The sequence below is a fragment of the Shinella yambaruensis genome, from assembly GCF_050859155.1.
Taxonomy (GTDB): domain Bacteria; phylum Pseudomonadota; class Alphaproteobacteria; order Rhizobiales; family Rhizobiaceae; genus Shinella; species Shinella yambaruensis.
In genome coordinates, this window is the sequence record NZ_CP150640.1 from 31818 (window position 1) to 55526 (window position 23709).

At 66.0% G+C, this 23709-nt stretch carries 23 protein-coding genes; 12 read left to right on the forward strand and 11 right to left on the reverse strand.

Annotation, left to right across the window (positions count from 1 at the left end):
• Positions 1-33: 33 nt before the first annotated feature.
• The 7 genes from WMC41_RS26185 to WMC41_RS26215 form a co-directional block, all read right to left on the reverse strand.
• Entirely contained in the window at positions 34-1464 is a 1431-nt protein-coding gene (locus WMC41_RS26185) for an MFS transporter (RefSeq protein ID WP_432349531.1), read from the reverse strand.
• A 152-nt stretch (positions 1465-1616) separates the two neighbouring features.
• On the reverse strand, positions 1617-2651 hold the full coding sequence (locus WMC41_RS26190; protein ID WP_244770158.1) for an aliphatic sulfonate ABC transporter substrate-binding protein: 1035 nt from the start codon (positions 2649-2651) through the stop codon (positions 1617-1619).
• A 53-nt stretch (positions 2652-2704) separates the two neighbouring features.
• A complete protein-coding gene (locus WMC41_RS26195) occupies positions 2705-3568 on the reverse strand; it encodes an ABC transporter permease (protein WP_064334634.1) in 864 nt (287 codons plus the stop codon).
• 11 nt (positions 3569-3579) lie between these two features.
• Positions 3580-4416, reverse strand: coding sequence for an ABC transporter ATP-binding protein (locus tag WMC41_RS26200; protein ID WP_432349532.1), 837 nt, complete (start codon positions 4414-4416; stop codon positions 3580-3582).
• A gap of 13 nt (positions 4417-4429) precedes the next feature.
• On the reverse strand, positions 4430-4759 hold the full coding sequence (locus tag WMC41_RS26205) for a 4Fe-4S dicluster domain-containing protein (protein ID WP_023516983.1): 330 nt from the start codon (positions 4757-4759) through the stop codon (positions 4430-4432).
• Positions 4760-4761: 2 nt separating this feature from the next.
• Positions 4762-6390 (reverse strand): FAD-binding protein, encoded by a 1629-nt coding sequence (locus WMC41_RS26210; protein ID WP_432349533.1) that lies wholly within the window; start codon positions 6388-6390, stop codon positions 4762-4764.
• A 37-nt stretch (positions 6391-6427) separates the two neighbouring features.
• Positions 6428-7015 carry a thioredoxin family protein gene (locus WMC41_RS26215; protein WP_432349534.1) on the reverse strand — a complete coding sequence of 196 codons (588 nt, stop codon included), beginning with the start codon at positions 7013-7015 and terminating at the stop codon, positions 6428-6430.
• 313 nt (positions 7016-7328) lie between these two features.
• On the opposite strand from WMC41_RS26215, the gene WMC41_RS26220 reads away from it, so the two are divergent.
• The 6 genes from WMC41_RS26220 (at position 7329) to WMC41_RS26245 (ending at position 13056) form a co-directional block, all read left to right on the forward strand.
• Entirely contained in the window at positions 7329-7547 is a 219-nt protein-coding gene (locus WMC41_RS26220; RefSeq protein WP_432349535.1) for a hypothetical protein, read from the forward strand.
• A gap of 9 nt (positions 7548-7556) precedes the next feature.
• Positions 7557-8597 (forward strand): glutamine synthetase beta-grasp domain-containing protein, encoded by a 1041-nt coding sequence (locus tag WMC41_RS26225; RefSeq protein WP_272808395.1) that lies wholly within the window; start codon positions 7557-7559, stop codon positions 8595-8597.
• Between the two features lie 203 nt (positions 8598-8800).
• Complete coding sequence (locus WMC41_RS26230; RefSeq protein WP_432349536.1) at positions 8801-9844, forward strand: ABC transporter substrate-binding protein; 1044 nt, start codon at positions 8801-8803, stop codon at positions 9842-9844.
• 20 nt (positions 9845-9864) lie between these two features.
• Positions 9865-10992 (forward strand): ABC transporter ATP-binding protein, encoded by a 1128-nt coding sequence (locus WMC41_RS26235; RefSeq protein WP_432349628.1) that lies wholly within the window; start codon positions 9865-9867, stop codon positions 10990-10992.
• A 2-nt stretch (positions 10993-10994) separates the two neighbouring features.
• Entirely contained in the window at positions 10995-12242 is a 1248-nt protein-coding gene (locus WMC41_RS26240; RefSeq protein ID WP_432349537.1) for an ABC transporter permease, read from the forward strand.
• Between the two features lie 4 nt (positions 12243-12246).
• Positions 12247-13056, forward strand: a complete 810-nt coding sequence (locus WMC41_RS26245) for an ABC transporter permease (protein ID WP_432349538.1) — start codon at positions 12247-12249, stop codon at positions 13054-13056.
• Here the strand turns inward: WMC41_RS26245 and WMC41_RS26250 are convergent, their stop codons facing one another.
• From WMC41_RS26250 to WMC41_RS26265, 4 genes are all read right to left on the reverse strand, one after another.
• Complete coding sequence (locus tag WMC41_RS26250; protein WP_432349539.1) at positions 13057-13932, reverse strand: LysR family transcriptional regulator; 876 nt, start codon at positions 13930-13932, stop codon at positions 13057-13059.
• Between the two features lie 68 nt (positions 13933-14000).
• Positions 14001-15215 (reverse strand): M24 family metallopeptidase, encoded by a 1215-nt coding sequence (locus WMC41_RS26255; RefSeq protein WP_432349629.1) that lies wholly within the window; start codon positions 15213-15215, stop codon positions 14001-14003.
• A gap of 197 nt (positions 15216-15412) precedes the next feature.
• Positions 15413-16090: a phosphoribosylanthranilate isomerase gene (locus WMC41_RS26260; protein ID WP_432349540.1), complete on the reverse strand. Its 678-nt coding sequence runs from the start codon at positions 16088-16090 to the stop codon at positions 15413-15415.
• Between the two features lie 19 nt (positions 16091-16109).
• Positions 16110-16964: a MurR/RpiR family transcriptional regulator gene (locus WMC41_RS26265; RefSeq protein WP_244770137.1), complete on the reverse strand. Its 855-nt coding sequence runs from the start codon at positions 16962-16964 to the stop codon at positions 16110-16112.
• A gap of 146 nt (positions 16965-17110) precedes the next feature.
• Between WMC41_RS26265 and WMC41_RS26270 the strand changes: the two genes are divergently transcribed.
• The 6 genes from WMC41_RS26270 (at position 17111) to WMC41_RS26295 (ending at position 23693) form a co-directional block, all read left to right on the forward strand.
• The gene (locus WMC41_RS26270) at positions 17111-18364 is read left to right on the forward strand and encodes an ABC transporter substrate-binding protein (protein ID WP_432349541.1); all 1254 of its coding nucleotides are present in this window, start codon (positions 17111-17113) and stop codon (positions 18362-18364) included.
• Positions 18365-18421: 57 nt separating this feature from the next.
• On the forward strand, positions 18422-19318 hold the full coding sequence (locus WMC41_RS26275; protein ID WP_432349542.1) for a carbohydrate ABC transporter permease: 897 nt from the start codon (positions 18422-18424) through the stop codon (positions 19316-19318).
• Positions 19315-20157, forward strand: a complete 843-nt coding sequence (locus tag WMC41_RS26280; protein ID WP_432349543.1) for a carbohydrate ABC transporter permease — start codon at positions 19315-19317, stop codon at positions 20155-20157. Before WMC41_RS26275 ends, WMC41_RS26280 begins: the two co-directional genes overlap by 4 nt.
• A gap of 18 nt (positions 20158-20175) precedes the next feature.
• Positions 20176-21378, forward strand: coding sequence for a trans-sulfuration enzyme family protein (locus WMC41_RS26285; protein ID WP_432349544.1), 1203 nt, complete (start codon positions 20176-20178; stop codon positions 21376-21378).
• Between the two features lie 10 nt (positions 21379-21388).
• Complete coding sequence (locus WMC41_RS26290; protein ID WP_432349545.1) at positions 21389-22321, forward strand: carbohydrate kinase family protein; 933 nt, start codon at positions 21389-21391, stop codon at positions 22319-22321.
• A 238-nt stretch (positions 22322-22559) separates the two neighbouring features.
• The gene (locus WMC41_RS26295; protein WP_432349546.1) at positions 22560-23693 is read left to right on the forward strand and encodes an aminotransferase; all 1134 of its coding nucleotides are present in this window, start codon (positions 22560-22562) and stop codon (positions 23691-23693) included.
• The last annotated feature ends 16 nt before the right edge of the window (positions 23694-23709 follow it).

A 23709-nucleotide genomic window follows, 5' to 3' on the forward strand; every position in this document is an offset into this window, starting at 1 on the left:
AACGCGCGCAGGCTACCGCAATCTTGAAGAGAATCAAGAGGGATGGCGGCGATGTCCCGAAACTTCCGCCCCGGCGCCGGCCGGCAGCGCGAGAAAACGCAGGGCCGAGACGAGGCCGATGGCGGCGATGCACAGTAAGGCGGCACGGATGTCCGTCAGCATGCTGCCGCCGGCGGCCTCGGGGAAAAGGGCGGCCGAGAGGCGGATGACGGCGGCGGCCACGGCGACGCCGAGAAGCTGCGCGAGCTGCTGCAGCATGGCCGAGATCGTCGTCGCCGCGCTTCGCTGGGCGGGCGTGACATCGGCAAAGGCGATCGTCGTCAGCGCGGTGAACTGCATCGAGCGGGACAATCCGCAGGCGATCAGCAGCGCAAACAGCAGGAGGCGCGGCGTATCGCCGTCGACAAGGGCAAAGGCGCCGATCGTCAGCGCGGCGACGAGGCCGTTGACGACGAGCAGCGTGCGGAAGCCGAAAAGGCGCAGCGCCGGCGTCGTCACGCTCTTCATCAACAGGTTGCCGAGGAAATAGACGAGCACGAGCGAGCCGGTCTCGACGGCATCGAGGCCGAGGCCGACCTGGAACAGGAGCGGCAGCAGGAAGGGCGTGGCATTGACCGCAAGCCGGCCCGCGGTGCCGGCCGAGAGCGTCGCGAAGGCGAAGGTCGGCACCTTGAGCACGGCCATGTCGAGCAGGGCATGCGGCGCGCGCCTCAGATGACGGATGGCGACCCAGCCGGCGGCAAGGCCGAGGGCGAGAACGGCAAGCGTGCCGGCGCCGCCCGTCGGCGCGCTGGAGAGTTCCAGGCCGGCAAGCGTCAGCGCGAGCGCGCTTCCCGTCAAGAGGAAGCCCTTCAGGTCGAAGGGTCGCGCGCCTTCGGCCGGCGCCTGCGGCACGAAGAACAGGACGAGCAGCACGCCGATCAGGCCGAGCGGCAGGTTGATGAAGAAATTCCATTCCCAGCCGGCATGGGTGGTGACCCAGGCGCCGATCAGCGGCCCGACCACCGGCGCGATCAGCGCCGGCCAGGTAATGGTGGCGATCGCCCGCACCAGCTCCGCCTTCGGCGCGCCGCGCAGCACGAGCTGGCGCCCGACCGGCGTCATCAGCGCGGCGGATGCGCCCTGGAGGAGCCGCGCCGCGGTGAATTCGGCAAGCGAACCGGAAAAGCCGCAGGCGACGGAGGAAAGCGTGAAGAGCACGATCGCCGTCAGAAAGACCTCGCGTGCACCGAACCGGTCGGCAAGCCAGCCGGCCGGCGGTATGAACACGGCCATGGCGAGCAGATAGGCCGTGAAGCCGATGTTGAGCGCCACGACATCCGTCGAGAAGGCCTGCGCCATCGCCGGCAGCGAGGTCGCGATGATCGTGCTGTCGAGCATCTGCATGAAGAAGGCCACGGCGACCACGGCCGGGACGATGCGGGTACGGTGAAGCGGTATCGGCGGAGAGGGAATGGAGGACATCGCAATCGCAAAACGGGCGACGATGTTCGAACGCCGCCATCCCGTCCTATAGAGCAATTCCGGCGAAAGCGCGAAGCGGTTTCGCCGGAATGACGCTGAGATGAAAGAATAAAACGTTTCCGCAATCGGGAGAATGCGGAAACGCCCGAAAATCAGTTGCTGGCATCCACCTTCTTGACGGCTGCGTCGTAGAAGGAGCGGTCGATCCAGGTGTCGTAGTTCACCTTGCCCTTCAGGAGCCCGGCATCGGCCATGAAGGCCTCCTCGCCCTGAAGCGCGCGCACGGCCTCCTCGGTGATCTGCGGATCCTGGAAGAACTTGCCGTCCGGATAGGTCGCGCGCACCGCATTGTCGCTGTTGCCGGTTTCCTTCACGAAGATCGCGATCGTCTCTTCCGGGTTGGCATCGGCCCAGCGCGCCGCCGCGATATCGACGGCCAAAAGGCGCGTCACGATGTCGGGATACTTGCGGGCGAAATCGCCGTTGACGCTGAGGAGATGCGGCACGGCCCATTCCGGGCTGCCGGAAACGCCGGCATCGAAGATCACCCGGGCCTCGCCTTCCTCGACCAGCTTCTGCACGGGGCCGGTGCTCTCGACCACCGCATCGACATCACCGCGCGAAAGGGCCGGGCCGGAGCTCTCGATGCCGAGGTTGAGGCTTTCCACGTCATTGATCGAGAGACCCACCGTCTTCAGCGCCTTGGCGAAGGTCGAGTGGCGCACCGTGCCGGCGAGATAGGCGACCTTCCTGCCCTTGAGGTCCTCGATCTTCTGGATCGGCGAATCCGGCTTCACGACGATCTGCGTCTCGTTGGAGCGGTTCCAGCTCGACAGGCCGACGAGCTTCACATCGGCGCCGGTGGCCGCAAGGCGCAGCGACGGGTTGTTGCCGATATAGGTGAAGTCGATTGCGCCCGAACCAAGGGCGACAGTCGCCGCCGAGCCCCCGTCGAAGGTTGTCAACTCGATCTTGATGCCGTCCTTGGCGAACTCGTCCTCCAGCAGCTTCTTGTTGCGGTAGAGAATGAACTTCAGGTGGCCCGGCGCAGTGGAGCCGATGCGGATGACGTCGGGCTTCGCCTCGTCGGCCAAGGCCGGCGCAAGGCCCGCGACGGGCAGGATCGACAGCGCGAGCGCGATTTTCAGGAGCGTCCGGCGCAGCGGGCGGATGGAAAACGATGTCATGGATGGGTCCTTTCGGAACAGGCCGTTGATTGAGGAAGCAATGCGATGAGGGGTCAGTTCGGGCCGCTTTCGCCGCTGCCGCGCCAGTGCGTCGCACGCCGTTCGCCGGCGACGAGCAGGTAGTTGAGCAGGAGGCCGATGATCGTCAGCGTCAGGATGCCGGCATACATGCGGTCGGTTTCCAGCATCAGCGACGAATTCTGGATGAGGTAGCCGATGCCGGACTGGGCGGCGAGCATCTCGGCGGCGATCACCGAGAAAAGCGAGGTCTTCACCCCGAGCCGGGCGCCGGCGACGATCGAGGGAATGGCGGACGGGAAGATCACCTTTTTGAAGAGATCCCAGTCCGAGGTGCCCATGGAGCGCGCCGCCTTGACGAGCAGCGGATCGACGGACTTCACCCCGACGATCGTGTTGATCAGCAGGAAGAACACCGCGGCATAGAAGGTGATGGCGATCTTCGAGGCTTCGCCGATGCCGAGAACGAGGATGAAGACCGGCAGCAGCGCGAATTGCGAGGTGTTGCGCAGCGTCTGGACGAGGAAGTCGGAGGCCTTCTCGAACAGCGAATAGCGGCCCATCAGGAAGCCGAGCGGCACGGCGGTGACGACGGCGAGCAGGAAGCCGATCGCGGCGCGCTGCAGGCTGATGCCGATATGGTCGGCAAGCTGGCCGGAGACGATCATCTCCCAGAGCACCGCGAGCACCTGGCTCAGCGGCGGGAAGAACAGCGCGTTGATCCAGCCGGCGCGCGGCGCGATCTCCCAGAGCAGCGCGAAGGCGACGAGCGCCGGCAGGCCGAGCGTGATGGTGGAGACGGTCTCGCTGAAAGCGCTCGGCGCCTTGGAAGGGGTGCGCTTGCGGCGCAATGAAAAGGTGTTGCGGAGCGGCAGGTTGCGGTCGACGATGAGGCTCATCGGATCCTCCCTCAATTGGCGTAGGTGGAAGCAAGGGTCCAGTCGCGCTGGGCCTTGCCGACTTCGTCGCGCAGACTTTCCCAGACGCGGCCGCGATAGGCGTTGAAGGCCTCGCTGTTGCGGATTTCGAGATCGCGCGGGCGCGGTAGGTCGATCGTGACGATCTCCTTCACGCTGGCCGGCCGGGCGGTCATCACCACGACGCGGTCGGCGAGATAGATCGCCTCGTCGATCGAATGGGTGACGAAGACCACCGTCGTCTTGATCTGCTCCCAGATGCGCAGGAGCTCGCTCTGCAGGATGTCGCGGGTCTGCGCGTCGAGCGCGGCGAAGGGCTCGTCCATCAGGAGGACCTGCGGATCGGTGGAAAGCGCCCGGGCGATCGCCACGCGCTGCTGCATGCCGCCGGAAAGCTGCGAGGGGAAACGGTCCTCGAAGCCCTTGAGGCCGAAGAGATGCAGGAAATCCTTCGCCCGCTCGCGCCGCTCGGCCGCGGGAACGCCCCGCACTTCCAGCGCGTATTCGACATTCTGCAGGGCCGTGCGCCAGGGAAAGAGCGCATATTGCTGGAAGACATAGGCCGTGCGGGCGTGGGGCTTGGTGACGTCGACGCCGTCGATGCGGGCGACACCCGAGGTCGCCTCGGTCAGCCCGGCGATCACATCGAGCAGCACCGACTTGCCGCTACCCGACGGGCCGACCAGCGTGATGAACTCGCCGCTGTCGATGGTGAGGTCGACGCCGTCCAGCACCGCGATGCGGCTGGACGTGACGCCGTCGACGGTCACGGTCTGGCCGGGCTTCAGGTTGAACGATTTGCGCACGGCGCTGACGGCGATGCGTTCCATGGATATCTCCTTTTCAGACCTGCGCCACGCGGATGTGGCGGGTCGGGTCATTCCGTGTTCCCCCGGCGCGCCCGCGATTCCAGCCGAGCGCACGGGCATAGGCGCCGAAGAGATCGCGCTCGAGGACGTCGGGCTCGGTGATGCCTGTCGGTCCATCCGCCTGTTCGGCGACATAGAGCGCATCGGTCGGGCAGTAGATTTCGCAGAGGAAGCAGGTCTGGCAGTCATCCTGCCGGGCGATGACGGGAAGCCCCGTCTCGTCCCGGTCGAAGACGAAGGCCGGACAGATGCGCTCGCAGATGTCGCAGCGGATGCAGCGGTCGGCCGAGACGACTTCGATCATGCTTAGCCCTCCTGCGCCGTTTCGAGGGCAAGGGTCTCCCGCACCGCCGTCACCCGGTCGAGGCCGGAAACGATGATGCGGCTCGCCTGCGCCTCGCTCTCGCCCGGAAAATCGCGCCGGCGGTGCACGCCGCGGCTCTCGGTGCGCAATGTCGCTGCGGCGACCGTCCAGCGGGCGCTGGCGGTGACGGCGGCGACCTCGCGGGCCTGCAGGCGCTCGATGCCCGTCGCCGGCGGCGCCCGGTTCAGCCGGGACCAGATGTCCTCCAGCGTCCTCTCACTCGCTTCAAGCGTTGCCGACGTGCGCCAATAACTCTTGTCGAGCGGGGCGATCTCGTCGTGCACCGTGCGGGCGGCCGCGGCAAGGTCGATGGCAGGCCCGGCCGTGCCGCCGCGAAGAGCCGTCGTGCCGAGCGGGCGCAGGCGACTTCCATCGCGCCCCTGCCTGCGGTGGGCGTGCCGGGCCGCGCCGTGGCCGGCCCACCAGCCGCTGGCGATCGCCCAGGAGGCGTTGATCGCACCGCCGCCGGAAATGCCGCCCGTCACGTTCTCGCGGCTCGCCGCGTCACCGGCGGCATAAAGGCCGGCAATGCCGGTGCCGCAATCGGAGGAGACGATGCGGATGCCGCCGGTGCCGCGCACCGTGCCCTCGTATTTGAGATCGACACGGAAGAGGTCCGTGAAAGGATTGATGCCCATGCGCTCATAGGGCTGGAAGCAGTTGGGCTGGCCGCGCCGCAGCCAGTCCTGCATGGCGGGCTCGGCAAGGTCGAGCCGGGCATAGACCGGGCCGGCCAGCAGCGCTTCCGCCACCTGCCGCTCGCCGCCGCCGATGCCGTTCGTCACCGGCTCGCCGCGGGCGTTGCGCAGCACCTCGCCGTTCGCGCCGTAGAAGGTGGCCCAGCGGAACGGCAGGCCCTTGTTCAGCGACGAGCCATGCGGAGCGAGCGTATATTTGCCGGTGAACTCCATGCCGGACAACGATGCACCGGCCTCCGCGGCGAAGAGGTAGCCGTCGCCCGTCAGCCCCGTGCCGCCGAGGGTGCGCTCGAAAAAGGCGCAGCCGCCCGTGGCCAGAACCACGGCCCCCGCCAGGACCTGGAAGCTCGCCCCGTTGCGGCGCGCAAGCCCCGCGGCGCCAGCGACGTGATTGTCGTCGCCGAGCAGTTCGAGGATCGGGTGATGATCGAGGATCGTGACACCGGCCTTCTGCACGCGCTGGCGCAGGAAGCGCATGTAGTCCGGCCCGCGCAGATTGGCGATATAGAGGCTGCCGTCCTCCTCGCTCGGGAAGGGATAGCCCCATTCCACCAGCTTCTGGAGGTTCTCATAGGCCTGGTCGGCGGCGCGCAGCATCCAGCGACGGTCGGCAAGGCCGGCCGTGCGCTTGAAACGCTGCTCGACGGAAGCCGCCCGCCCCTCGCCCGGCGGCACGCACCAGGTTCCCGTGTTCGACGGCGCCGTGGCGCCGCTCGTGCCATGATAGCCCTTGTCGGCCAGGACGACGCGGGCGCCGGCCTCGGCGGCCGACAGCGCCGCCCAGCCGGCGGCGGGACCGCCACCGACGACAAGCACGTCCGTTTCGATGAGGCGCCCCTCTTCGGGGGACTGTTCCTTGCGACGCGATGCCATGATGCTCCGGTTTCGTGCGAGGGATGCGGGTATCGGTTCAGGCGGCGGTGGAGAACCAGGAGGGCTCGTTGCCAGCGGTCCACTTGATGTTGCAGCCGATGGAGGGAACCTGGGTCGCCTGAGCGGGGCCGCCCTTCAGCACGGCCTCCACGGCCGCCCGCAGATCCGCGCCGGTCACATCCTTGCCGTTGCCCGGGCGGGCATCGTCGAACTGGCCGTGATAGGCGAGCCGGCGCTCGCCGTCGTAGAGGAAGAAGTCCGGCGTGCAGGCCGCGCCATAGGCCTTGGCCACCGCCTGCGTTTCGTCCTTCAGGTAGGGGAAATCGTAGCCGTAGGTCTTCGCCTCGATGCCGAGCCGTTCGAGCGTTTCTTCCGGATGGGCCTCCGCGTCGTTGCTGTTGATCGCGACGACGGCAAGTCCCTGGCCGGCATGGTCGCGGGCGAACTTCGCCAGCGCCTCGCGGATCAGCACCACGAAGGGGCAGCGGTTGGAGATGAAGGCGACCAGCAAGGCCGGGCTGTCCGCGAAGTCCTTGGGGCTGAACTCGGCACCGTTCGCATCGGGCAGAACGAAGTCCGGAGCGCGGGTTCCAAGCGTGATGGGATTGGATTCGGTCTTGGGCATGATATCCTCCTGGCAAGTCAACGGGATCATTAAAAGATATAATCCATAGATTTTATAGGCAATGGATTGCCACAAACCCCTGTGCGCGGAGTTATTGTTCGCGCCCATCCCCGGCATCGGGGAATTTTTTCCGCCTGGCTGGCCATTCCTGCCTGCCCGGTGCAAAGCTGTCACGGAGAGTCCCGGCCGGTCATTTCCGCAAGCAGAGCCGGCCGAACGGTCGAATTTCTGCGCAACACACCGATCCGCACCCGGCGAGGCGGTCCATGCCGCGCATCAACCGATGCAAGTCTGCCGGCCTCGAAAATGAGCGATGCCTCAAAGCCTGCCGTGCACCGCCTATTTTTTGTGCAATCCGCCCATTCTTTCAGCTGCATCGCCGCCTTGCCCGAAGGCAGCCGCAGGCCGGGCGGATGAATTTCTCGCGAATATCGGCGCCCGCTTCGATCTGGCACGGTTGATGCGTTTCGTTCGCTATCCGGCTGTCGGCTGCCTCAAGCGTCCGGCGGTCTTGCAAAACCAGCGTCAGTGAGAGAACGAAATGACAAAATACAAGCTCGAATACATCTGGCTCGACGGGTACAAGCCCACCCCGAACCTGCGCGGCAAGACCCTCATCAAGGAATTCGACGCTTTCCCGACGCTGGAACAGCTTCCGCTCTGGGGTTTTGACGGCTCCTCGACGTTGCAGGCCGAAGGCTCGAGCTCGGACTGCGTGCTGAAGCCGGTCGCCAGCTATCCCGATCCCGAGCGCAAGAACGGCGTGCTCGTCCTCTGCGAAGTCATGATGCCGGACGCCAAGACGCCGCATCCGTCCAACACCCGCGCTTCCATCCTCGATGACGAAAGCGCCTGGTTCGGCTTCGAACAGGAATACTTCTTCTACCAGAACGGCCGGCCGCTCGGCTTCCCGGACGCCGGCTTCCCGGCTCCGCAGGGCCCGTACTACTGCGGCGTCGGCTACAGCAATGTCGGCGCCGTCGCCCGCAAGATCGTCGAGGAACATCTCGACATCTGCCTCGCCGCCGGCATCAACCATGAAGGCATCAATGCCGAGGTCGCCAAGGGCCAGTGGGAATTCCAGGTCTTCGGCAAGGGCTCGCGCAAGGCCGCCGACGAGATCTGGCTTGCCCGCTACCTGCTGCAGCGCCTGACCGAAAAGTACGGCATCGACGTCGAATACCACTGCAAGCCGCTCGGCGACACCGACTGGAACGGCTCGGGCATGCACGCCAACTTCTCGACCGCCTACATGCGCGAAGTCGGCGGCAGGGACTATTTCGAAGCCCTCATGGGTGCTTTCGCCGAGGCCCGCGCCGACCACATCGCCGTCTACGGCCCGGACAACCACATGCGCCTGACCGGCAAGCATGAAACGGCCTCGATCCACCAGTTCAGCTACGGCGTGGCAGACCGCGGCGCCTCGATCCGCGTGCCGCACTCCTTCGTCAACAACGGCTATCGCGGCTACCTCGAAGACCGCCGCCCGAACTCCCAGGGCGACCCCTACCAGATCGCTTCGCAGATCCTGAAGACGATCTCCACGGTCCCGACCGATATCGAGAACCGCGAAGCAGCCTGACCGGCCTTTCGCGACGCAAGACGCAACGCCCCGTTTTCACGGGGCGTTTTTTTGTCCGCCGCATGCCGATAAGCGGCGCTCATGTCTCCATCATACCTACTTATTTGCGCCGCAGCATGGCGCAACATAGGCTTTCCTCACAGCCCGCGATCAAGACGGGCGGCGCGACGGGCATTTGAATCTGTCTCCAGAGAGGAATTTCCATGTTCAGAAAACCCACGTTTCTGGCAGCGACGACGCTCGCCTCCTGCTTGCTCCTCGGTGCGGCGAACGCCGCCGATCCACTTTCCGTCATGAGCTTCGGCGGCGCCTATCAGGACGCCCAGCGCAAGGCCGTCTTCAGCGCCTATGCCGAGGAAACCGGCCGGGCCGTATCCGAGCAGGAATACGGCGGCGAGATCGCCAAGATCAAGGCGATGATCGACAGCGGCAACACGACGATCGACGTGGTCGATGTCGATGCGCCGACCCTGCTGCAGGGCTGCGACGAAGGCATTTTCGAAACGATCGACTGGGAGAAGATCGGACCGAAATCCGAATGGCTCGCCGGCACGACCTCGGATTGCGGCGTCGGCACGATCGTCTATGCGACGGTGCTCTCCTACGACGAGGACAAGCTCGAAAAGGCCCCGACGAAGCTTGCCGACCTCTTCGACCTCGCCACCTTCCCCGGCAAGCGGGGCCTGTGGAAGAACCCGGCGACCAACCTCGAATTCGCGCTCCTGGCCGACGGCGTGCCGTCGCAGGACGTCTATGCGACGCTCGCGACGCCCGATGGCCTCGACCGCGCCTTCGCCAAGCTCGACACGATCAAGGACCAGATCGTCTGGTGGGAGGCGGGCGCGCAGGCTCCGCAATTGCTCGCCTCCGGCGAGGTGACGATGACGACGGCCTGGAACGGCCGCATCTTCAACGCCAACAAGGAAGGCCGCAATTTCGGCATCGTCTGGGACAACCAGATCCTCGATTCCAATTACTGGGTCATTCCCAAAGGCGCGAAGGACGTCGAGGGCTCGCTCGCCTTCATCCGCTTCGCCGTCGAGCCGAAGGTGCTGGCCGGCATCGCGAAATATATCCCCTACGGCCCCGTGCGCTCGACGGCGGCCGCCGAGGTGGCACCGGAAGACGCCAGGAACCTGCCGACGAGCCCGGCCAACCTGACGACTTCGCTCACGCTCGACAACGCCTTCTGGGCAGACCACGGCGACGAGATACGCAAGCGCTTCACCACCTGGCTTTCCAACTGAGGGGCGGGCGGATGAACACGATGACGCTGGAAAGGAGGCGGCTCGGCGACGAGCCGTCGCCAACCCCTGCCGCCAGTCCGATGGTCGTCTTCGAGCGGGTGCAGAAGACCTATGACGGGCGCACGCTCGTGGTGGAGGACCTGAACCTTGCCGTGCGGCGCGGCGAGTTCCTCACCATGCTCGGCCCGTCCGGCTCGGGCAAGACGACGACGCTGATGATGCTCGGCGGCTTCGAGCAGCCGACGAACGGGCGCATCCTGCTGGAAGGACAGGCGGTGGAACGCCTGCCGCCGGAGCGGCGCGACATCGGCTTCGTCTTCCAGAACTATGCGCTCTTCCCGCATATGACGGTGGCCGACAATGTCGGCTTTCCGCTGCGCTATCGCGGCATCCGCGGCGCGGAGGCGGCAAGGCGGGTTGCAGAAGCGCTCGCCATGGTCAGGCTCGACGGGCTTGGCGAACGCCGCCCGGCGCAGCTTTCCGGCGGGCAGCAGCAGCGCGTGGCGCTCGCCCGCGCCATGGTGTTCAAGCCGAAGCTCATTCTGATGGACGAACCGCTCGGGGCGCTCGACAAGCAGTTGCGCGAGCACATGCAGATCGAGATCCGCAGGATCCAGCAGCAGCTCGGCATCACCATGGTCTACGTGACGCACGACCAGTCGGAGGCGCTGACCATGTCCGACCGGATCGCCGTCTTCAACGACGGCCGCATCCAGCAGCTTTCCGATCCGGTAACGCTCTACGACCGGCCGGAGAACCGCTTCGTCGCCGGCTTCATCGGCGACAACAACACGCTCCCCTGCGAATTCCTCGGCAGCGAGAACGGCCTGGCGTTCGTGCGGATGAAGGACGGAACGCGCCTTGCGGCGAGCGGGCCGGCGCACCCTGCGCGAAGCGACCTCACCGTCTCGCTGCGCCCCGAACGGCTCGGTCTCGACGGCGCGGGAAGCGCGGACGCGCAAAACCGCATAAAGGCCCGGGTACTCGACAAGACCTTCCTCGGCGATCGGGTGCGCCTCACCCTCGAAGCCTTCGGCACCGAACGCCTCGTCGCCAGCCTGCCGGCGGCCGAAGGGGCGGCGGTCTTGCCGGGACGCGATGTCGGCATGGCGTTTTCCGCCGCCGATTGCAGATTGCTGGCGAGGTGACCATGACGCAGACCCTTTCCCTCACCTCCCCCGCCTCCGCCCCGAACCTGCGCGCCGCGCTCCGGCGGGCCGAACGGCCGGGCCGGCTCGGTGCGCTGGCGCTGGCGCTGCCGGCGCTCCTCTTTCTCGTCGTCACCTTCGCCGCGCCGATCGGGCTCTTCCTCACGACGGCCGTGCGAAACCCGGAGGTGCGCGATACCCTGCCGCAGACCGCCGCGGCCCTTGCCGGCTGGGACGGGCCGGCTGCACCGGGCGAGGCAGCCTTCGCGGCGCTGCTTGCCGATCTCACCCGTGCGAAGGAAGACAACACCGCCGCCGCGCTCGGCAAGCGATTGAACTACGAGAGCGCCGGCATGCGCAGCCGCATCATGTCCGTCGTGCGCCATCTCGGTAATTTCAAGGACGGCGCCCTCGCCCCGCAATTCGCCGCGCTCGATCCCGTCTGGGCAAGCCCGGACCTCTGGGCGATCATCAAGCGCAATGCCGCGCCCGTGACGCCCTACTACCTGCTGACGGCGGTCGACCTGCAGCAGGATGCGTCCGGCGCCGTCACCCGCGTGGCAGAAGACCAGGCCGTCTTTCTCGGCATCCTCGGGCGCACCCTCTGGATCGCCGGCCTCGTGACCGGGGCGACGCTTCTCCTCGGCTTCCCGACGGCCTATGTCATTTCGCTGGCGCCCGCGCGCATTGCCGGCTTCATGCTGCTGATGGTGCTGCTGCCGCTCTGGACCTCGCTTCTGGTGCGCACCACCGCCTGGGTCGTGCTTCTGCAGACGGACGGCGTCATCAACCAGGTGCTCCTGGCGCTCGGCCTCACCACGGAGAAGCTGCAGCTGATGCTGACGCGCTTCGGCACGGTGACGGCGATGACCCATATCCAGCTTCCCTTCACCATCCTGCCGATCCTCAGCGTCATGAAGTCGATTCCCGAGGGGCAGATGCGGGCGGCGCGTTCGCTCGGCGCCCCGCCCTTCTTCGCCTTCTGGCGGGTCTATGCGCCGCAGACGCTTCCCGGCATCGCCGCCGGCTGCCTGATGACCTTCATCCTCTCGCTCGGCTACTACATCACGCCCGCGCTGGTCGGCGGCCCGCGCGACCAGATGCTGTCGAACTTCATCGCCACCTATATCAACCGCGACCTGAACTGGGGCATGGCGGCGGCGCTGGCCGGCCTGCTTCTCGTCATGACGCTCTCCATCTACCTCCTGTTCCTGCGCCTCGTCGGCGCGGAGCGCATCAAGCTCGGATAGAACCATGTGGCTTCCCGCTTACGCGACCCGCAGCGAACGGCTCTGCCGCCTCGCCGTCGTCCTCTTCGCCTTTGCCGTGCTCGCCTTCCTGATCGGGCCGCTCTTCGTCGTCTTCCCGCTCTCGGTCTCGAAGGATCCGTTCTTCACCTTCCCGATCCGGGAATATTCGTGGCGCTGGTATGCGGACTTCTTCCAGAACGCGCGCTGGATGCACAGCCTCGTCAACAGCCTCGTCGCTGCCGCCGCCAGCACCCTTCTTGCGACCTTTCTCGGCACGCTCGCCGCCCTCGGCATCAGCCGCCCCGGCTTTCCCGCCCGCAAAGCCGTGATGGCGCTGATGATCTCGCCGATGATCATGCCGGTCGTCATCGTCGCCGTCGGGGCCTACATGTTCTTCGGTTCGCTGGGGCTGACCAACACGCGCACCGGCCTCGTTCTGGCCCATGCGGCCCTCGCCATCCCCTTCGTGGTCGTCACCGTGCTCTCGGCGCTGTCGACCTATGACAGCAATCTCAGCCGGGCGGGCGCGAGCCTCGGGGCCGGGCCGGTCAGCGTGTTCTTCGCCGTCACGCTGCCGCTCATCCTGCCCGGCATCGTCTCGGGCGCGCTGCTCGCCTTCGCGGTGTCCTTCGACGAGGTGATCGTCGCCCTGTCCCTCACAGGCGCCGACCAGCGCACCCTGCCGGTGCAGATGTTCTCCGGCATCCGCGACCAGATCAACCCGACGATCATGGCGGCGGCCAGCCTGCTGACCACCGTCTCCATCGCACTCTTCGTTGTGCTGAACCTGATCGGGCGGGCACGCCGCGCCTGATCAGCCGTCCCGGTTGCTCGCAAGGAATGCATCGGCGAAATGCGCCGCGAAGCTTTCGGCGACCGGCGAGCGCTTGCGATCCGAGCTCAGATAGATGCCGACGACGACATCGGCGAGGCGCGGCAGGCCGAGCGCCTCGTCGAGCGTCGTCAGCTTGTTCGGCACGATGCGGCGGGCGAGCACCGTGTTGCCGAAGCCGGAGCCGACCGCGGCCTCCAGCCCGGCAAGGCTGGGGCTGGTATAGACGAGATCGTAGCCCCGCCCGTCGCGCTGCAGCGCCGTCAGCATCGCACGGCGATAAAGGCAGCCTTCCGGGTAGCAGACGATGCGCAGGTTGGCGTTCCCGTCCGTCACGACGGATGTCGGCGTATCGCCGACCCAGGCGAGCGGTTCCTTCCAGGTCATGAACGCGCCCTCCGCCGGCCCGTCCGGCGTCATCGCCACGACGAGGTCATAGAGCCCGTTGCGCAGGCCTTGCAGCAGGACATGCGAGAGATCGCACACCACCTCGAAGCGGAAGTCATGGCCGCTGCGGGCAAGGCGCGGCATCAGCTTCGGCAGGAAATGGTCGGCATAGTCGTTGGGAATGCCGAGGCGGATCTTGCCGTGCTGGTCGCGCCTCGACAGGCGCAGCACCATCTCGTCGTTGAGCGTCAGCATCTGCCGCGCATAGCTCGCCACGAGCTCGCCCGCCTCAGTCGGCTGGGCGCCGGCATCCTTGGCGAAAAGGGAAACGTCGAGAAGCTCCTGGAGCTTCTTCATCTGCAGGCTGATGGCCGGCTGGGTGCGGCCGAGCTGCTCGGCGGCACGCGTATGGCTGCGCAGGTCGATGACCGCGAGGAAGGTGCGAAGGAGATCGGTCGGAATGTTTCTCACGGGATCGGCACCGCTCCAAAAGGAAACGGGCCGATCGGGCGGCCCGTTCCAAGTTGCCCGCGGACGGGTCAGGCGGGGAGGATATTATGCTCCGGACCGAAGGGGAAGCCCGTGATGTTCTCGCTGCCGGTCTCGGTCATCACGAGGATGTCGTGCTCGCGGTAGCCGCCGGCGCCGGGCATGCCGTCCGGGATGGTCAGCATCGGCTCCATCGACACGACCATGCCCGGCTGCAGCACGGTGTTGATGTCCTCGCGCAGCTCCACGCCCGCCTCGCGGCCGTAGTAGTGCGAGAGCACGCCGAAGGAATGACCGTAGCCGAAGGAGCGATAGCCAAGCAGGCCGTGCGCGCGGTAGATCTCGTTGAGTTCCGTCGCGACGTCGCCGCAGCGCGCGCCGGGCTTCAGCAGCTCGAGGCCGCGGCGATGGACGGCGCAGTTGATCTCCCAGATGCGCAGGTGCTCGTCGCTGGCATGGTCGAGGAACAGCGTGCGCTCCAGCGCGGTATAGTAACCCGAGATCATCGGGAAGCAGTTGAGCGAGAGGATATCGCCCTTCTCCACCCGGCGCGAGGTCACCGGATTGTGCGCACCGTCCGTGTTGATGCCCGACTGGAACCAGACCCAGGTGTCCATCAGCTCGGCATGGGGAAAGCGGTTCGCGATGTGGCGGACCATGGCCTGCGTGCCGGCCAGCGCCACCTCGTATTCCGGAATGCCCTCGCCAACGGCGTTTGCCACCGCCGCCCCGCCGATATCGGCCGTCGCGGCGCCCTCCTTGATGAGCGCGATCTCCTCGGCCGACTTGATCGTGCGCAGCCACATGGTCGGCGCGCCGATATCGACGAATTCGACATGCGGGAACGCCTCCTCCAGCAGCCGGCGCAGGTCGAGATTGACCTGGTCGAACTCGATGCCGATACGCGAGACCTTGGGCAGCAGCGTCTGCAGGGCATGGAAGAAATTGTCGCGCTGCCAGTCGGTATAGGTGATGTTGTCGCCGAAGGTGCGGCGCCAGGGCTGGCCCGCATCGATGCCGGCGGAGACCGAGGTCGCCTTTTCCGGCGTGATGACGAAGGCGTAGCGGCGGCCGAAGGAGCAGTAGAGGAAGTCGGAGAAATAGCAGATGTTGTGGTAGGAGGTGAGGATCGCCGCGTCGAGCTTCAGCTCCTCCAGAATGCGCCGCATGGCGTTCTGCCGCCGCTCCATCTCGCCCGCCGAAAATGTCGGCCGGACCTTCTCGCCATTGTGCATCTCCTGCAGCCGCAGCAGCTGGTTCGGCATCCCTCGCGCAAACATGTTCATTCGAAAAACTCCCTTGACCGCGGCCAATCGCGCCGTTTGACGGGGTTCAAGGTAGAAATCTTCGCCGTCGCTGGAAAATTAGAAGTTCCAATGGAGCCATAAGGGGATCGCACTGGCCGAAAAGAAAGGGCGGCGCCAGCGGCACCGCCCCTCCTCCTTCCGTCAAGGGCCGTCGCTCAGGCCGCCCTTGCGGCCGTCACGAAGGCCTTGATCCTGTCGATGTCCTTGCGGAAGCCGCCTTCGGGCAGCGGCTTGTTGGTGTGGGTCAGCGAATCCACCGCCCAGGGCTTCACCGCGGCGATGGCGGCCGCGACATTGTCCGGACCGAGCCCGCCGGCGAGGATGACCGGCAGCTTGCTGCGCTCGACGATCGCGCGGCTCAGCGACCAGTCATGGGTGACGCCCGCCGCGCCGATGCCGCCGATATGGGCGGCGACGGAATCGAGGATGAAGCTGTCGCAATAGGGCTCGAAGGCGGCGGCGTGATCGAGTGCTTCCGGCCCGGTCATCGGAATGGCCTGCAGGATGCCGAGGCCCGGATAGAGCGGCAGCAGGGTTTCGCGCAGCTGGCGCACATGATCCGGCGTCACCAGCGTGATGTCGCCGCACAGATGCAGCATGTCCGGCCGGACGGCGGCGACCATGTCGGCGATGGCAGCAAGATCGCTCTCCACCGACAGCGCGACGCGCGAGGCCTTGCCCTTCAGCGCATCGGCGATCTCGCGCGCCGTCGCGAAGCTGATTTCGCCCGGCAGGCCGCGATTGGAAGGCGTCAGGCCGAGATAGTCGACGCCCGCTTCTGCCGCGGCGATCGCCTCGGAAACGGTCTGCATGGTGTAAATCTGGATCTTCACGGCAATACCTGTCTTGATGCTAGATGGACTTGGGAAGGATGGCGTTGACCATCCGCTCCTCGGTGAGCTGGGCCCGCTCGGCATTGCGCGCGACGAGGGCCGAATAGAGCGCGTCGATCAGCGCCATCTGGGCGATCTGCGCGGCCATCGGCTCACTGCCCTGCTCGTGCGAGACGCTGACGAGAACGACATCTGCGAGACGCGCGAGCGGCGAGGCGCTGTTGCCGGTGATGCAGAGCGTCTTCGCCCCGCGCGACTTCGCCTCCTGGAGCACGAGCACCGGATCGCTGGTGATGCCGGAATAGGAGATGACGACGACGAGGTCTTCCGGCCCGGTGAGCGCCGAATGCATGATCTGCAACTGCGAATCCACCGGCGCATCGCAGCGCAGCCCCAAGCGGATGCAGCGCTGGTAGAAGGCCTGCGCGACGATGCCCGACCCGCCGACGCCGCCGACGAGGATATGCCGCGCCCCGGCGATGAGATCGAGCGCGCGGGCGAAGGTCGCCTCGGAAAGCACCCCTTGCGTGTCGCTGATCGCCTGCGCCACGGCGCGGAACAACCGGCCGGCCGCCTGGAGATCGCTGGCATGCGGCTCGCTGGAGATGGTTTCCTGGCTCTGGCGTGGCTCCTGCGCCAAGGCCAGCTTGAGGTCTGTGAAGCCCTCGAAGCCGGCGGTGCGACACATGCGCAGCACGGTCGTGTCGCTGACATCCACCGCCTGGGCGATGGCCGACATCGAGTTGCGGATGGTCGCCTCGGCATTGTCCAGCACCCAGAGCGCGACGCGGCGCTCGGAGTCCGAGAGTTTCGGCAGCACGCTGCGCAGCCGGCTGCTCGCGGGATTGGACGGACCACGCAGGTCAACGGTCATGGCGGCTCTTTCGCGGTCTGACGCTGTCGATTGAAGCGGACGCTAGCATGGGCATGTTGTGGTGTCACTATGGACAGCATGTTTTTGTTGTGGCATCACTGCATACGGCGGCGGAGGGCGCTGCCCAACCGTTTCGGGAGGATATCGTGAAGCTGAAACGTCTTCTCATCGCCGGCGCCGCGCTTGCGCTCACCGCATTTCCGGCCGCGGCCGGCGCGCTTTCCTTCTGGCATGCCTATGCCGGCCAGCAGGACAAGATCGATTTCATCACCTTCGCGCTCGACGAGTTCGCCAAAAAGCATCCGGATATCACGCTGGATGTCGTCGCCGCAGAGCAGTCGGCCTACAAGACCAAGCTCAACACCGCCATGGCCTCCGGCAATCCGCCCGACGTGTTCTACACCCTGCCGGGCGGCTTCCTGAACGCCTTCGTCAAGGGCGGCCAGATGTATGCGCTCGACGCGGACCTCGCCAAGGACGGCTGGCGCGAGAGCTTTTTGGAAAGCGCCATCGCCCAGACCATGAAGGACGGCAAGACCTATGCCGTGCCGGTCGACGTCGACTCGGTGGTCTTCTGGTACGATAAGGCGCTGTTCGCCGAAAAGGGCTGGACCGTTCCGAAGACTTATGACGAGCTGATGGCGCTGGCCGAAAAGGCCAAGGAAGAGGGCCTCGTGCCCTTCTCGCTCGGCAACAAGGATTCCTGGCCGGCCACCTTCTGGTTCCAGTACATGGAAATGCGCCTGAAGGGCTCCGGTGTCGTCGCATCCTTCGTCAATGGCGATGCCGGCGCGACGCTCGGCGCGGAGGGCGAGAAGGCCTTCCAGACCATCGCCGAGATCGCGCAGAAAGACTATTTCCCCATCGGCTTCAACGGCATGAGCGACCAGGAAGCCAACATGCTCTTCCTCAACGGCCAGGCCGCCATGCTGCTCAACGGCACCTGGCAGATCGGCGCCTCGGCCGATGCGCCGGAAGGTTTCGAGCTCGGCTATTTCGCCTTCCCGAGCGTTTCGGGCGGGGCCGGCGACCAGAGCGACGTTCTGGCCGGCGTCGCCGCCTCCTTCGGCATTTCGGAAAAGGCGGAGAACAAGGCCGACGCCGTGACGCTCCTCAAGTTCCTCACCTCGTCCGAGGTGATGACCAAATATGTCGAGCTGCGCAAGACGATGGTGACCGTCAAGGGCGCCACCACCGAGGCCGCCGCCGGCCCCGTGCTCTACGGCATCAGCAACGAGCTGATGAACGCCGCCGGCCATCTCGACTCCTTCTACGACACCGCGATGCCGCCGGCCGCGACCAATATCTACTACACCACCCTGCAGGGCGTTCTCGACGGCTCCGTCGCGCCGGCGGATGGCGCCAAGCGCCTCGAAGACGCGCTGAAGGCCAACAAGTAGGAGGAAGCCCGCCGGCGCTTCTTCGGCGGCGGGCAAATACCTCCAGGAAACGGCGGGATGATGCGCGCGGACATCGGCTTTGCGAAGAGACACAATCGGGCGGCGCTGATCTTCCTCGCGCCGGCCCTCCTCTTCGTCTTCGCCTTCGTCGCCTATCCCGTCGTCTATGCCGGCTGGCTGTCGATGTTCCAGTGGGACGGCGCGTCCGCCCCGGTCTTCGTCGGCGCGGGCAACGTGCTGCGACTTGCCGGCGACCCGATCTTCTGGGCCTCGCTCGGCCGCAACCTGCTCGTCGCGCTCTCGGCCATCGTCTTCCAGGTCTTCCTGGCGCTGGTCATCGCCTATTGCCTGGTGCGCATCGTGCCGGCCTTCAGCCGCATCTTCCTGTTCTTCTATCTCGTGCCCGTCATGGTCAGCGAGATCTGCATCGGCCTGCTCTGGCGCTTCATGTACAATCCCTATTTCGGGCTGGTGAACGCCGCCCTGAAAGCCGTCGGACTGGACAGCCTGAAGCGCGGCTGGCTCGGCGAATCCGACACTGCCTTCCTTGCCGTCGTCGTGGTGATGAGCTTTACCTATCTCGGCCTCTACGTGCTGCTCTTCACCGCCGCCGTGCGTTCCGTGCCGGAAAGCGTCTACGAGGCGGCCGAGATCGACGGCGCGGGCCATGGGCGCAAATTCGTCTCGATCACCGTCCCCATGGTCTGGGACGCCGTGCGCGCCAATTCGCTGCTCGCCATCATCGGCTCGCTGAAAACCTTCTCGCTGGTCTTCGTGCTCACCAATGGCGGGCCGAACCATGCCAGCGAGGTGGTCTCCACCTATCTCTACAAGATGGGCTTCGGCAGCTTCGAGATGGGCTATGCGGCGACCATCGGCTTCGCGCAGATGGTGCTTACGGCGCTCGCCGCCTGGATCGTCTTCCGCTACATGAAGCGAAAGGGGGACGCATGACGCCGACCGTCGTCCACCGCTGGAACCGCACGAACAGCATCGTGCTGGCCTTCCTCACCGTGCATGTGCTGATGGTGATCTTCCCCTTCGTCTGGATGATCTACAGCACCTTCAAGACCAACAGGGAATTCATGCGCTCCGTCTGGTCCTTCCCGACGAGCCTCAACTTCGACGCCTATATCGGCGCCTGGAGCGGCGGGGCGCTCGGCGGCTATGCGGTCAATTCGCTGATCGTCATGGCCGGCGCGACGCTGATCACCGTGCTCGTTTCGACGCTCGCCGGCTACGCGCTCGCCATCTACCGCCCACGCTGGATGCCGGCGGTAGAACTCTCCCTCACCGCCGCCATGGCGATCCCCGCTTATGTAGCCCTGGTGCCGCTCGTCGTCATGCTGCGCGGCGCGGGCCTGCTCGATACCCATCTCGGCGTCATCCTGCCGACGGCCGCCTTCAACGTGCCGGTGTCGATCTTCATCATGCAGGCCTTCTTCAACACGCTGCCGCGCGAGCTTTTCGACGCCGGCCGCGTCGACGGCGCCTCCGAATGGCAGATCTTCCGCAAGGTCGCCCTGCCCATTGCAAGGCCGGCCATGTTCACCGTCGCCATCGTCAACATGATCTGGGTGTGGAACGACTTCCTCTTCCCGGTCGTCTTCATCAACAACCCGGCGCGGAAAACCCTGCCCGTCGGCCTCACCGATTTCGTCGGCGAGCACATCACCAACTATCCGGTGATGCTGGCGGCCATCCTCATCGCCGCCATCGCCCCACTCATCCTCTTCATCTATTTCGAACGCCAGATCACGGCCGCCCTCATCGGCGGGGCCGTGAAGGAATGATTTTCCAGGAGTAAAACCATGTCTGCCAAGGACTACCAGTTCGCCAGCCGCGCCGTCTTCTACGAGCCGGAGGAACATTCCCAGTCGATCAGCTATCCGATCTACATGTCGGCGAACTTCCAGTATGCCGGCGACATCTACGACCAGATCGTGGCAGGCGCCCGCAAGGAAGTGAACATCTACTCGCGCTGCGGCAACCCGACCGAATACAAGCTGGAAGAGCATATCGCACAGCTGACCGGCGGCACCGCCTGCCTTGCCACCGCCTCCGGCATGGCGGCCATCTCGCACGCGCTCTTCGGCATCATGAAGGCGGGCGACCATATCGTCGCCGACCTCACCACCTATTCCTCGACGCATGAATTCTTCGACCACCGCGCCCAGGATTTCGGCCTGAAGGTCAGCCTCGTCGACTGCACCAACGTGCGCGCCGTCGAGAACGCCTTCACCGAAGAGACCAAGGTCTTGTATGTCGAGGCCATCGCCAACCCGACGATGAAGGTGCCGCCGCTCAAGGAACTGGTCGAGATCGCGCATGCCCGCGGCATCGTCGTCATCTGCGACAACACCTTCGCCTCTCCCGCCGTCTGCCGCCCGCATGAATTCGGCGTCGACGTCGTGGTGGAAAGCGCCACGAAATTCATCGGCGGGCACAACGATGCCGTCGGCGGCGTCATCACGCTGAAATCCGACATCCTGCCGGCCGACTGGCTGGAGGACGTGCGCTGGAACACGCTGAACAAGCTCGGCGCGCCGCTCTCGCCCTTCAATGCCTGGCTCCTGCTGCGCGGCGCGCAGACGCTTTCGCTGCGCCTCGAAAAGCAGTGCGCCAATGCGCTGGCTTTGGCAAAGCACCTCGAAGCCCATCCGCGCGTCAAGCGCGTCTTCTACCCCGGCCTGCCCTCGCACCCGAACTATGCTTCGGCGAGCGAGCAATTGCAGGGCGGCGGGGCGATGCTGTCCTTCCAGGTCGCCGACGAAGCCTCCGGCGCGCGCCTGCTCAAGCGGCTGAAGCTGTGCTCCTTCGCCGCCAGCCTCGGCGGCCTTCGCACCACCACGCAGGTTCCCGCCACCATGGCCTTCCTCGATATTCCGAGCCAGGAGCGCGAGGCGATGGGCGTGGTCGACGGCCTGGTGCGCTTCTCGGTCGGCATCGAGCATATCGACGACATCATCGCAGACGTGGACCAGGCCATCGAGCAGATGCACATCGATCTGTGAGGCCGGTCCGATGGCCGCGGTCGTCCTGCTCGGCGATATCAATATCGACCTCGTGCTCGATATTCCCTTCTACCCGCCGGAGGGCGGGGAAGGCATCGCCACGCGCCAGACGGTGGCCCTCGGCGGCTCGGCGACCAACACCGCCATCGCCCTTGCCCGCTCCGGCCACGAGGCGCGCCTGATCGGCCGCATCGGTGTGGATGCCTGGGGCCGGCAGGCGCTTTCGGACCTTGCCGGGGCCGGCGTCATCACCCGCTGGATCGGCGAGGACCCGGCAGAGCCGACGCAGATCAACGTGGTGACGGTAAGCCCCGGCGGCGAGCGCACCATGTTCGCCTATCGCGGCGCCAATGCGCAGCTGGCGCCTAACGGCGTGGCGGAGGCGGCGTTCGAGGGCGCCGCGCTGTTCCATCTCTCCGGCTACGCGCTGCTGCAGGCCCCGCAATCGCAGGCGGCACGCCGCGCCATCGACATCGCGGCGGCGCAGGACATCCTCGTCAGCCTCGACGTGCCCGGCGGCGTCGCCTCGACGATCGCCGGCACGGTGCTGAACCTTCTGCCGAAGCTGGACACGATCCTGCTCGACGGCGCCGACCTTCCCCGCCTCCTGCATCGGCCGCAGGGGAGCGACCTTGAGCCGATGCTCGCCGCGCTGCTGGCGGGTGGCGTGCGACGCATCGCGCTCAAGGGGGACGGCGCGGTATCGCGGCTCTGCCAGCGCGGGGGCGCCGAAAGCGCCCCCTGGTTCCCCGCCGCCGTGGTGGACACGACCGGCGCGGGCGACGCCTTCGCCGCCGGCCACATCCATGGCCGCCTGACGGGCCTCGGCGGCCACGACTGCTGCCGGCTTGCCAATGCCTTCGGCGCCGTCACCGTCACGCGCAAGGGTGCAGGCACCGCCATGCCGGGCCTTCCCGATGCCCTGCGGCTGATGAACGATTGATCCGGACGCGCCTGCCCGCCGCCAAGTCTCATCGAAGAGCATGACGCGACGGTGATGGCGAGGATATCCGTGTCTCCGTCGATGCATCGCAGCACGAAACATTGCCGGCGGGCACCCAGCAGTACCGCGCCCTTGACTGTGCAGTATACTGCGCATAAACTCCTTGCAGCATAGCAGCCTTCATCATTCGACAGATTTCCACCGCGCGTTCCCGGCCGGGACATCAAAGGAGTTGCCCATGAAAATTCGCGATTTCGGCGTTGAAATCTGGATGAACCGCTACGAGAACAACTGCGAGCTGAACATCGCCGAGACCTGCGTCGAATCCCTCACCGTCGCCGAACTCCTGGAGATGGCGGGCAAGACCGATACGATCCTCTCCGAGCTTCTGCCGATGAAGCTGACCTATGGCGCGATCGAAGGCAGCGAGCGCCTGCGCCAGCTGGTCGCCGGCCTCTACGAGAAGCAGGCGATGGAAAACGTCGTCATCACGCATGGCGCGATCGGCGCGAACGCGCTGGTGCACGGCACGCTCGTCGAGCCGGGCGACCGCGTCATCTCGGTGCTGCCGACCTACCAGCAGCACTATTCCATCCCCGAAAGCATCGGGGCCGACGTGCAGATCCTCCGGTTGACGGAAGCGACCGGCTTCCTGCCCGACCTGGAAGAGCTGAGGCGGTTGGCGACAGCGGGCACGAAGCTCATCGCCATCAACAACCCCAACAACCCGACCGGCGCGCTGATGGACCGCGCCTATCTGGAGAAGATCGTCGAGATCGCCCGCGGCGCCGGCGCCTGGATCCTCTGCGACGAGGTCTATCGCGGCACGGACCAAGAGGGCGACGGCATGACCGCCTCGATCGCCGACCTCTACGAGAAGGGCATCAGCACCGCCAGCATGTCGAAAACCTTCGCGCTCGCCGGCCTGCGCCTCGGCTGGATCGCCGGCCCAGTCGAGCTGCTGCACGCGGTCTCGATCCATCGCGACTACAACACGATCAGCGTCGGCATGCTGGACGACCACTTCGCCGCCATCGCGCTAGAGAACCGCGACAAGATTCTCGCCCGCAGCCGCGCCATCACCCGCACCAACCTTGCCACGCTTTCGGCCTGGGTCGACGGCGAGCCGCTGATCTCCTGGATCAAGCCGAAATCCGGCACAACCGCCCTCTTGAAATACCATCTGCCGATGTCCTCCGTGGCGTTCTGCGAAGACCTGCTGGCGCGCACCGGCGTGATGCTGACGCCCGGCAGCGCCATGGACATGGAAGGTTATGTGCGGATCGGCTTCACCAACAACGGCACCGTGCTGGAGGAAGGGTTGAAGCGCATCTCGGCCTTCCTCAAGGACCAGCAGGCCGCCGCCGCCTGACCGACGGGGCGGATGA

Excerpts from the sequence above, each read along its gene's own strand:
- WMC41_RS26190 (WP_244770158.1), bottom strand. The coding sequence starts at position 2,651 with ATGACATCGTTTTCCATCCGCCCGCTGCGCCGGACGCTCCTGAAAATC.
- WMC41_RS26240 (WP_432349537.1), top strand. The coding sequence starts at position 10,995 with ATGACGCAGACCCTTTCCCTCACCTCCCCCGCCTCCGCCCCGAACCTG.
- WMC41_RS26185 (WP_432349531.1), bottom strand. The coding sequence starts at position 1,464 with ATGTCCTCCATTCCCTCTCCGCCGATACCGCTTCACCGTACCCGCATC.
- WMC41_RS26200 (WP_432349532.1), bottom strand. The coding sequence starts at position 4,416 with ATGGAACGCATCGCCGTCAGCGCCGTGCGCAAATCGTTCAACCTGAAG.
- WMC41_RS26210 (WP_432349533.1), bottom strand. The coding sequence starts at position 6,390 with ATGGCATCGCGTCGCAAGGAACAGTCCCCCGAAGAGGGGCGCCTCATC.
- WMC41_RS26265 (WP_244770137.1), bottom strand. The coding sequence starts at position 16,964 with ATGACCGTTGACCTGCGTGGTCCGTCCAATCCCGCGAGCAGCCGGCTG.
- WMC41_RS26230 (WP_432349536.1), top strand. The coding sequence starts at position 8,801 with ATGTTCAGAAAACCCACGTTTCTGGCAGCGACGACGCTCGCCTCCTGC.
- WMC41_RS26225 (WP_272808395.1), top strand. The coding sequence starts at position 7,557 with ATGACAAAATACAAGCTCGAATACATCTGGCTCGACGGGTACAAGCCC.
- WMC41_RS26220 (WP_432349535.1), top strand. The coding sequence starts at position 7,329 with ATGCCTCAAAGCCTGCCGTGCACCGCCTATTTTTTGTGCAATCCGCCC.
- WMC41_RS26280 (WP_432349543.1), top strand. The coding sequence starts at position 19,315 with ATGACGCCGACCGTCGTCCACCGCTGGAACCGCACGAACAGCATCGTG.
- WMC41_RS26285 (WP_432349544.1), top strand. The coding sequence starts at position 20,176 with ATGTCTGCCAAGGACTACCAGTTCGCCAGCCGCGCCGTCTTCTACGAG.
- WMC41_RS26195 (WP_064334634.1), bottom strand. The coding sequence starts at position 3,568 with ATGAGCCTCATCGTCGACCGCAACCTGCCGCTCCGCAACACCTTTTCA.
- WMC41_RS26290 (WP_432349545.1), top strand. The coding sequence starts at position 21,389 with ATGGCCGCGGTCGTCCTGCTCGGCGATATCAATATCGACCTCGTGCTC.
- WMC41_RS26275 (WP_432349542.1), top strand. The coding sequence starts at position 18,422 with ATGATGCGCGCGGACATCGGCTTTGCGAAGAGACACAATCGGGCGGCG.
- WMC41_RS26235 (WP_432349628.1), top strand. The coding sequence starts at position 9,865 with ATGACGCTGGAAAGGAGGCGGCTCGGCGACGAGCCGTCGCCAACCCCT.
- WMC41_RS26255 (WP_432349629.1), bottom strand. The coding sequence starts at position 15,215 with ATGCCGAACCAGCTGCTGCGGCTGCAGGAGATGCACAATGGCGAGAAG.
- WMC41_RS26295 (WP_432349546.1), top strand. The coding sequence starts at position 22,560 with ATGAAAATTCGCGATTTCGGCGTTGAAATCTGGATGAACCGCTACGAG.
- WMC41_RS26245 (WP_432349538.1), top strand. The coding sequence starts at position 12,247 with ATGTGGCTTCCCGCTTACGCGACCCGCAGCGAACGGCTCTGCCGCCTC.
- WMC41_RS26205 (WP_023516983.1), bottom strand. The coding sequence starts at position 4,759 with ATGATCGAAGTCGTCTCGGCCGACCGCTGCATCCGCTGCGACATCTGC.
- WMC41_RS26215 (WP_432349534.1), bottom strand. The coding sequence starts at position 7,015 with ATGCCCAAGACCGAATCCAATCCCATCACGCTTGGAACCCGCGCTCCG.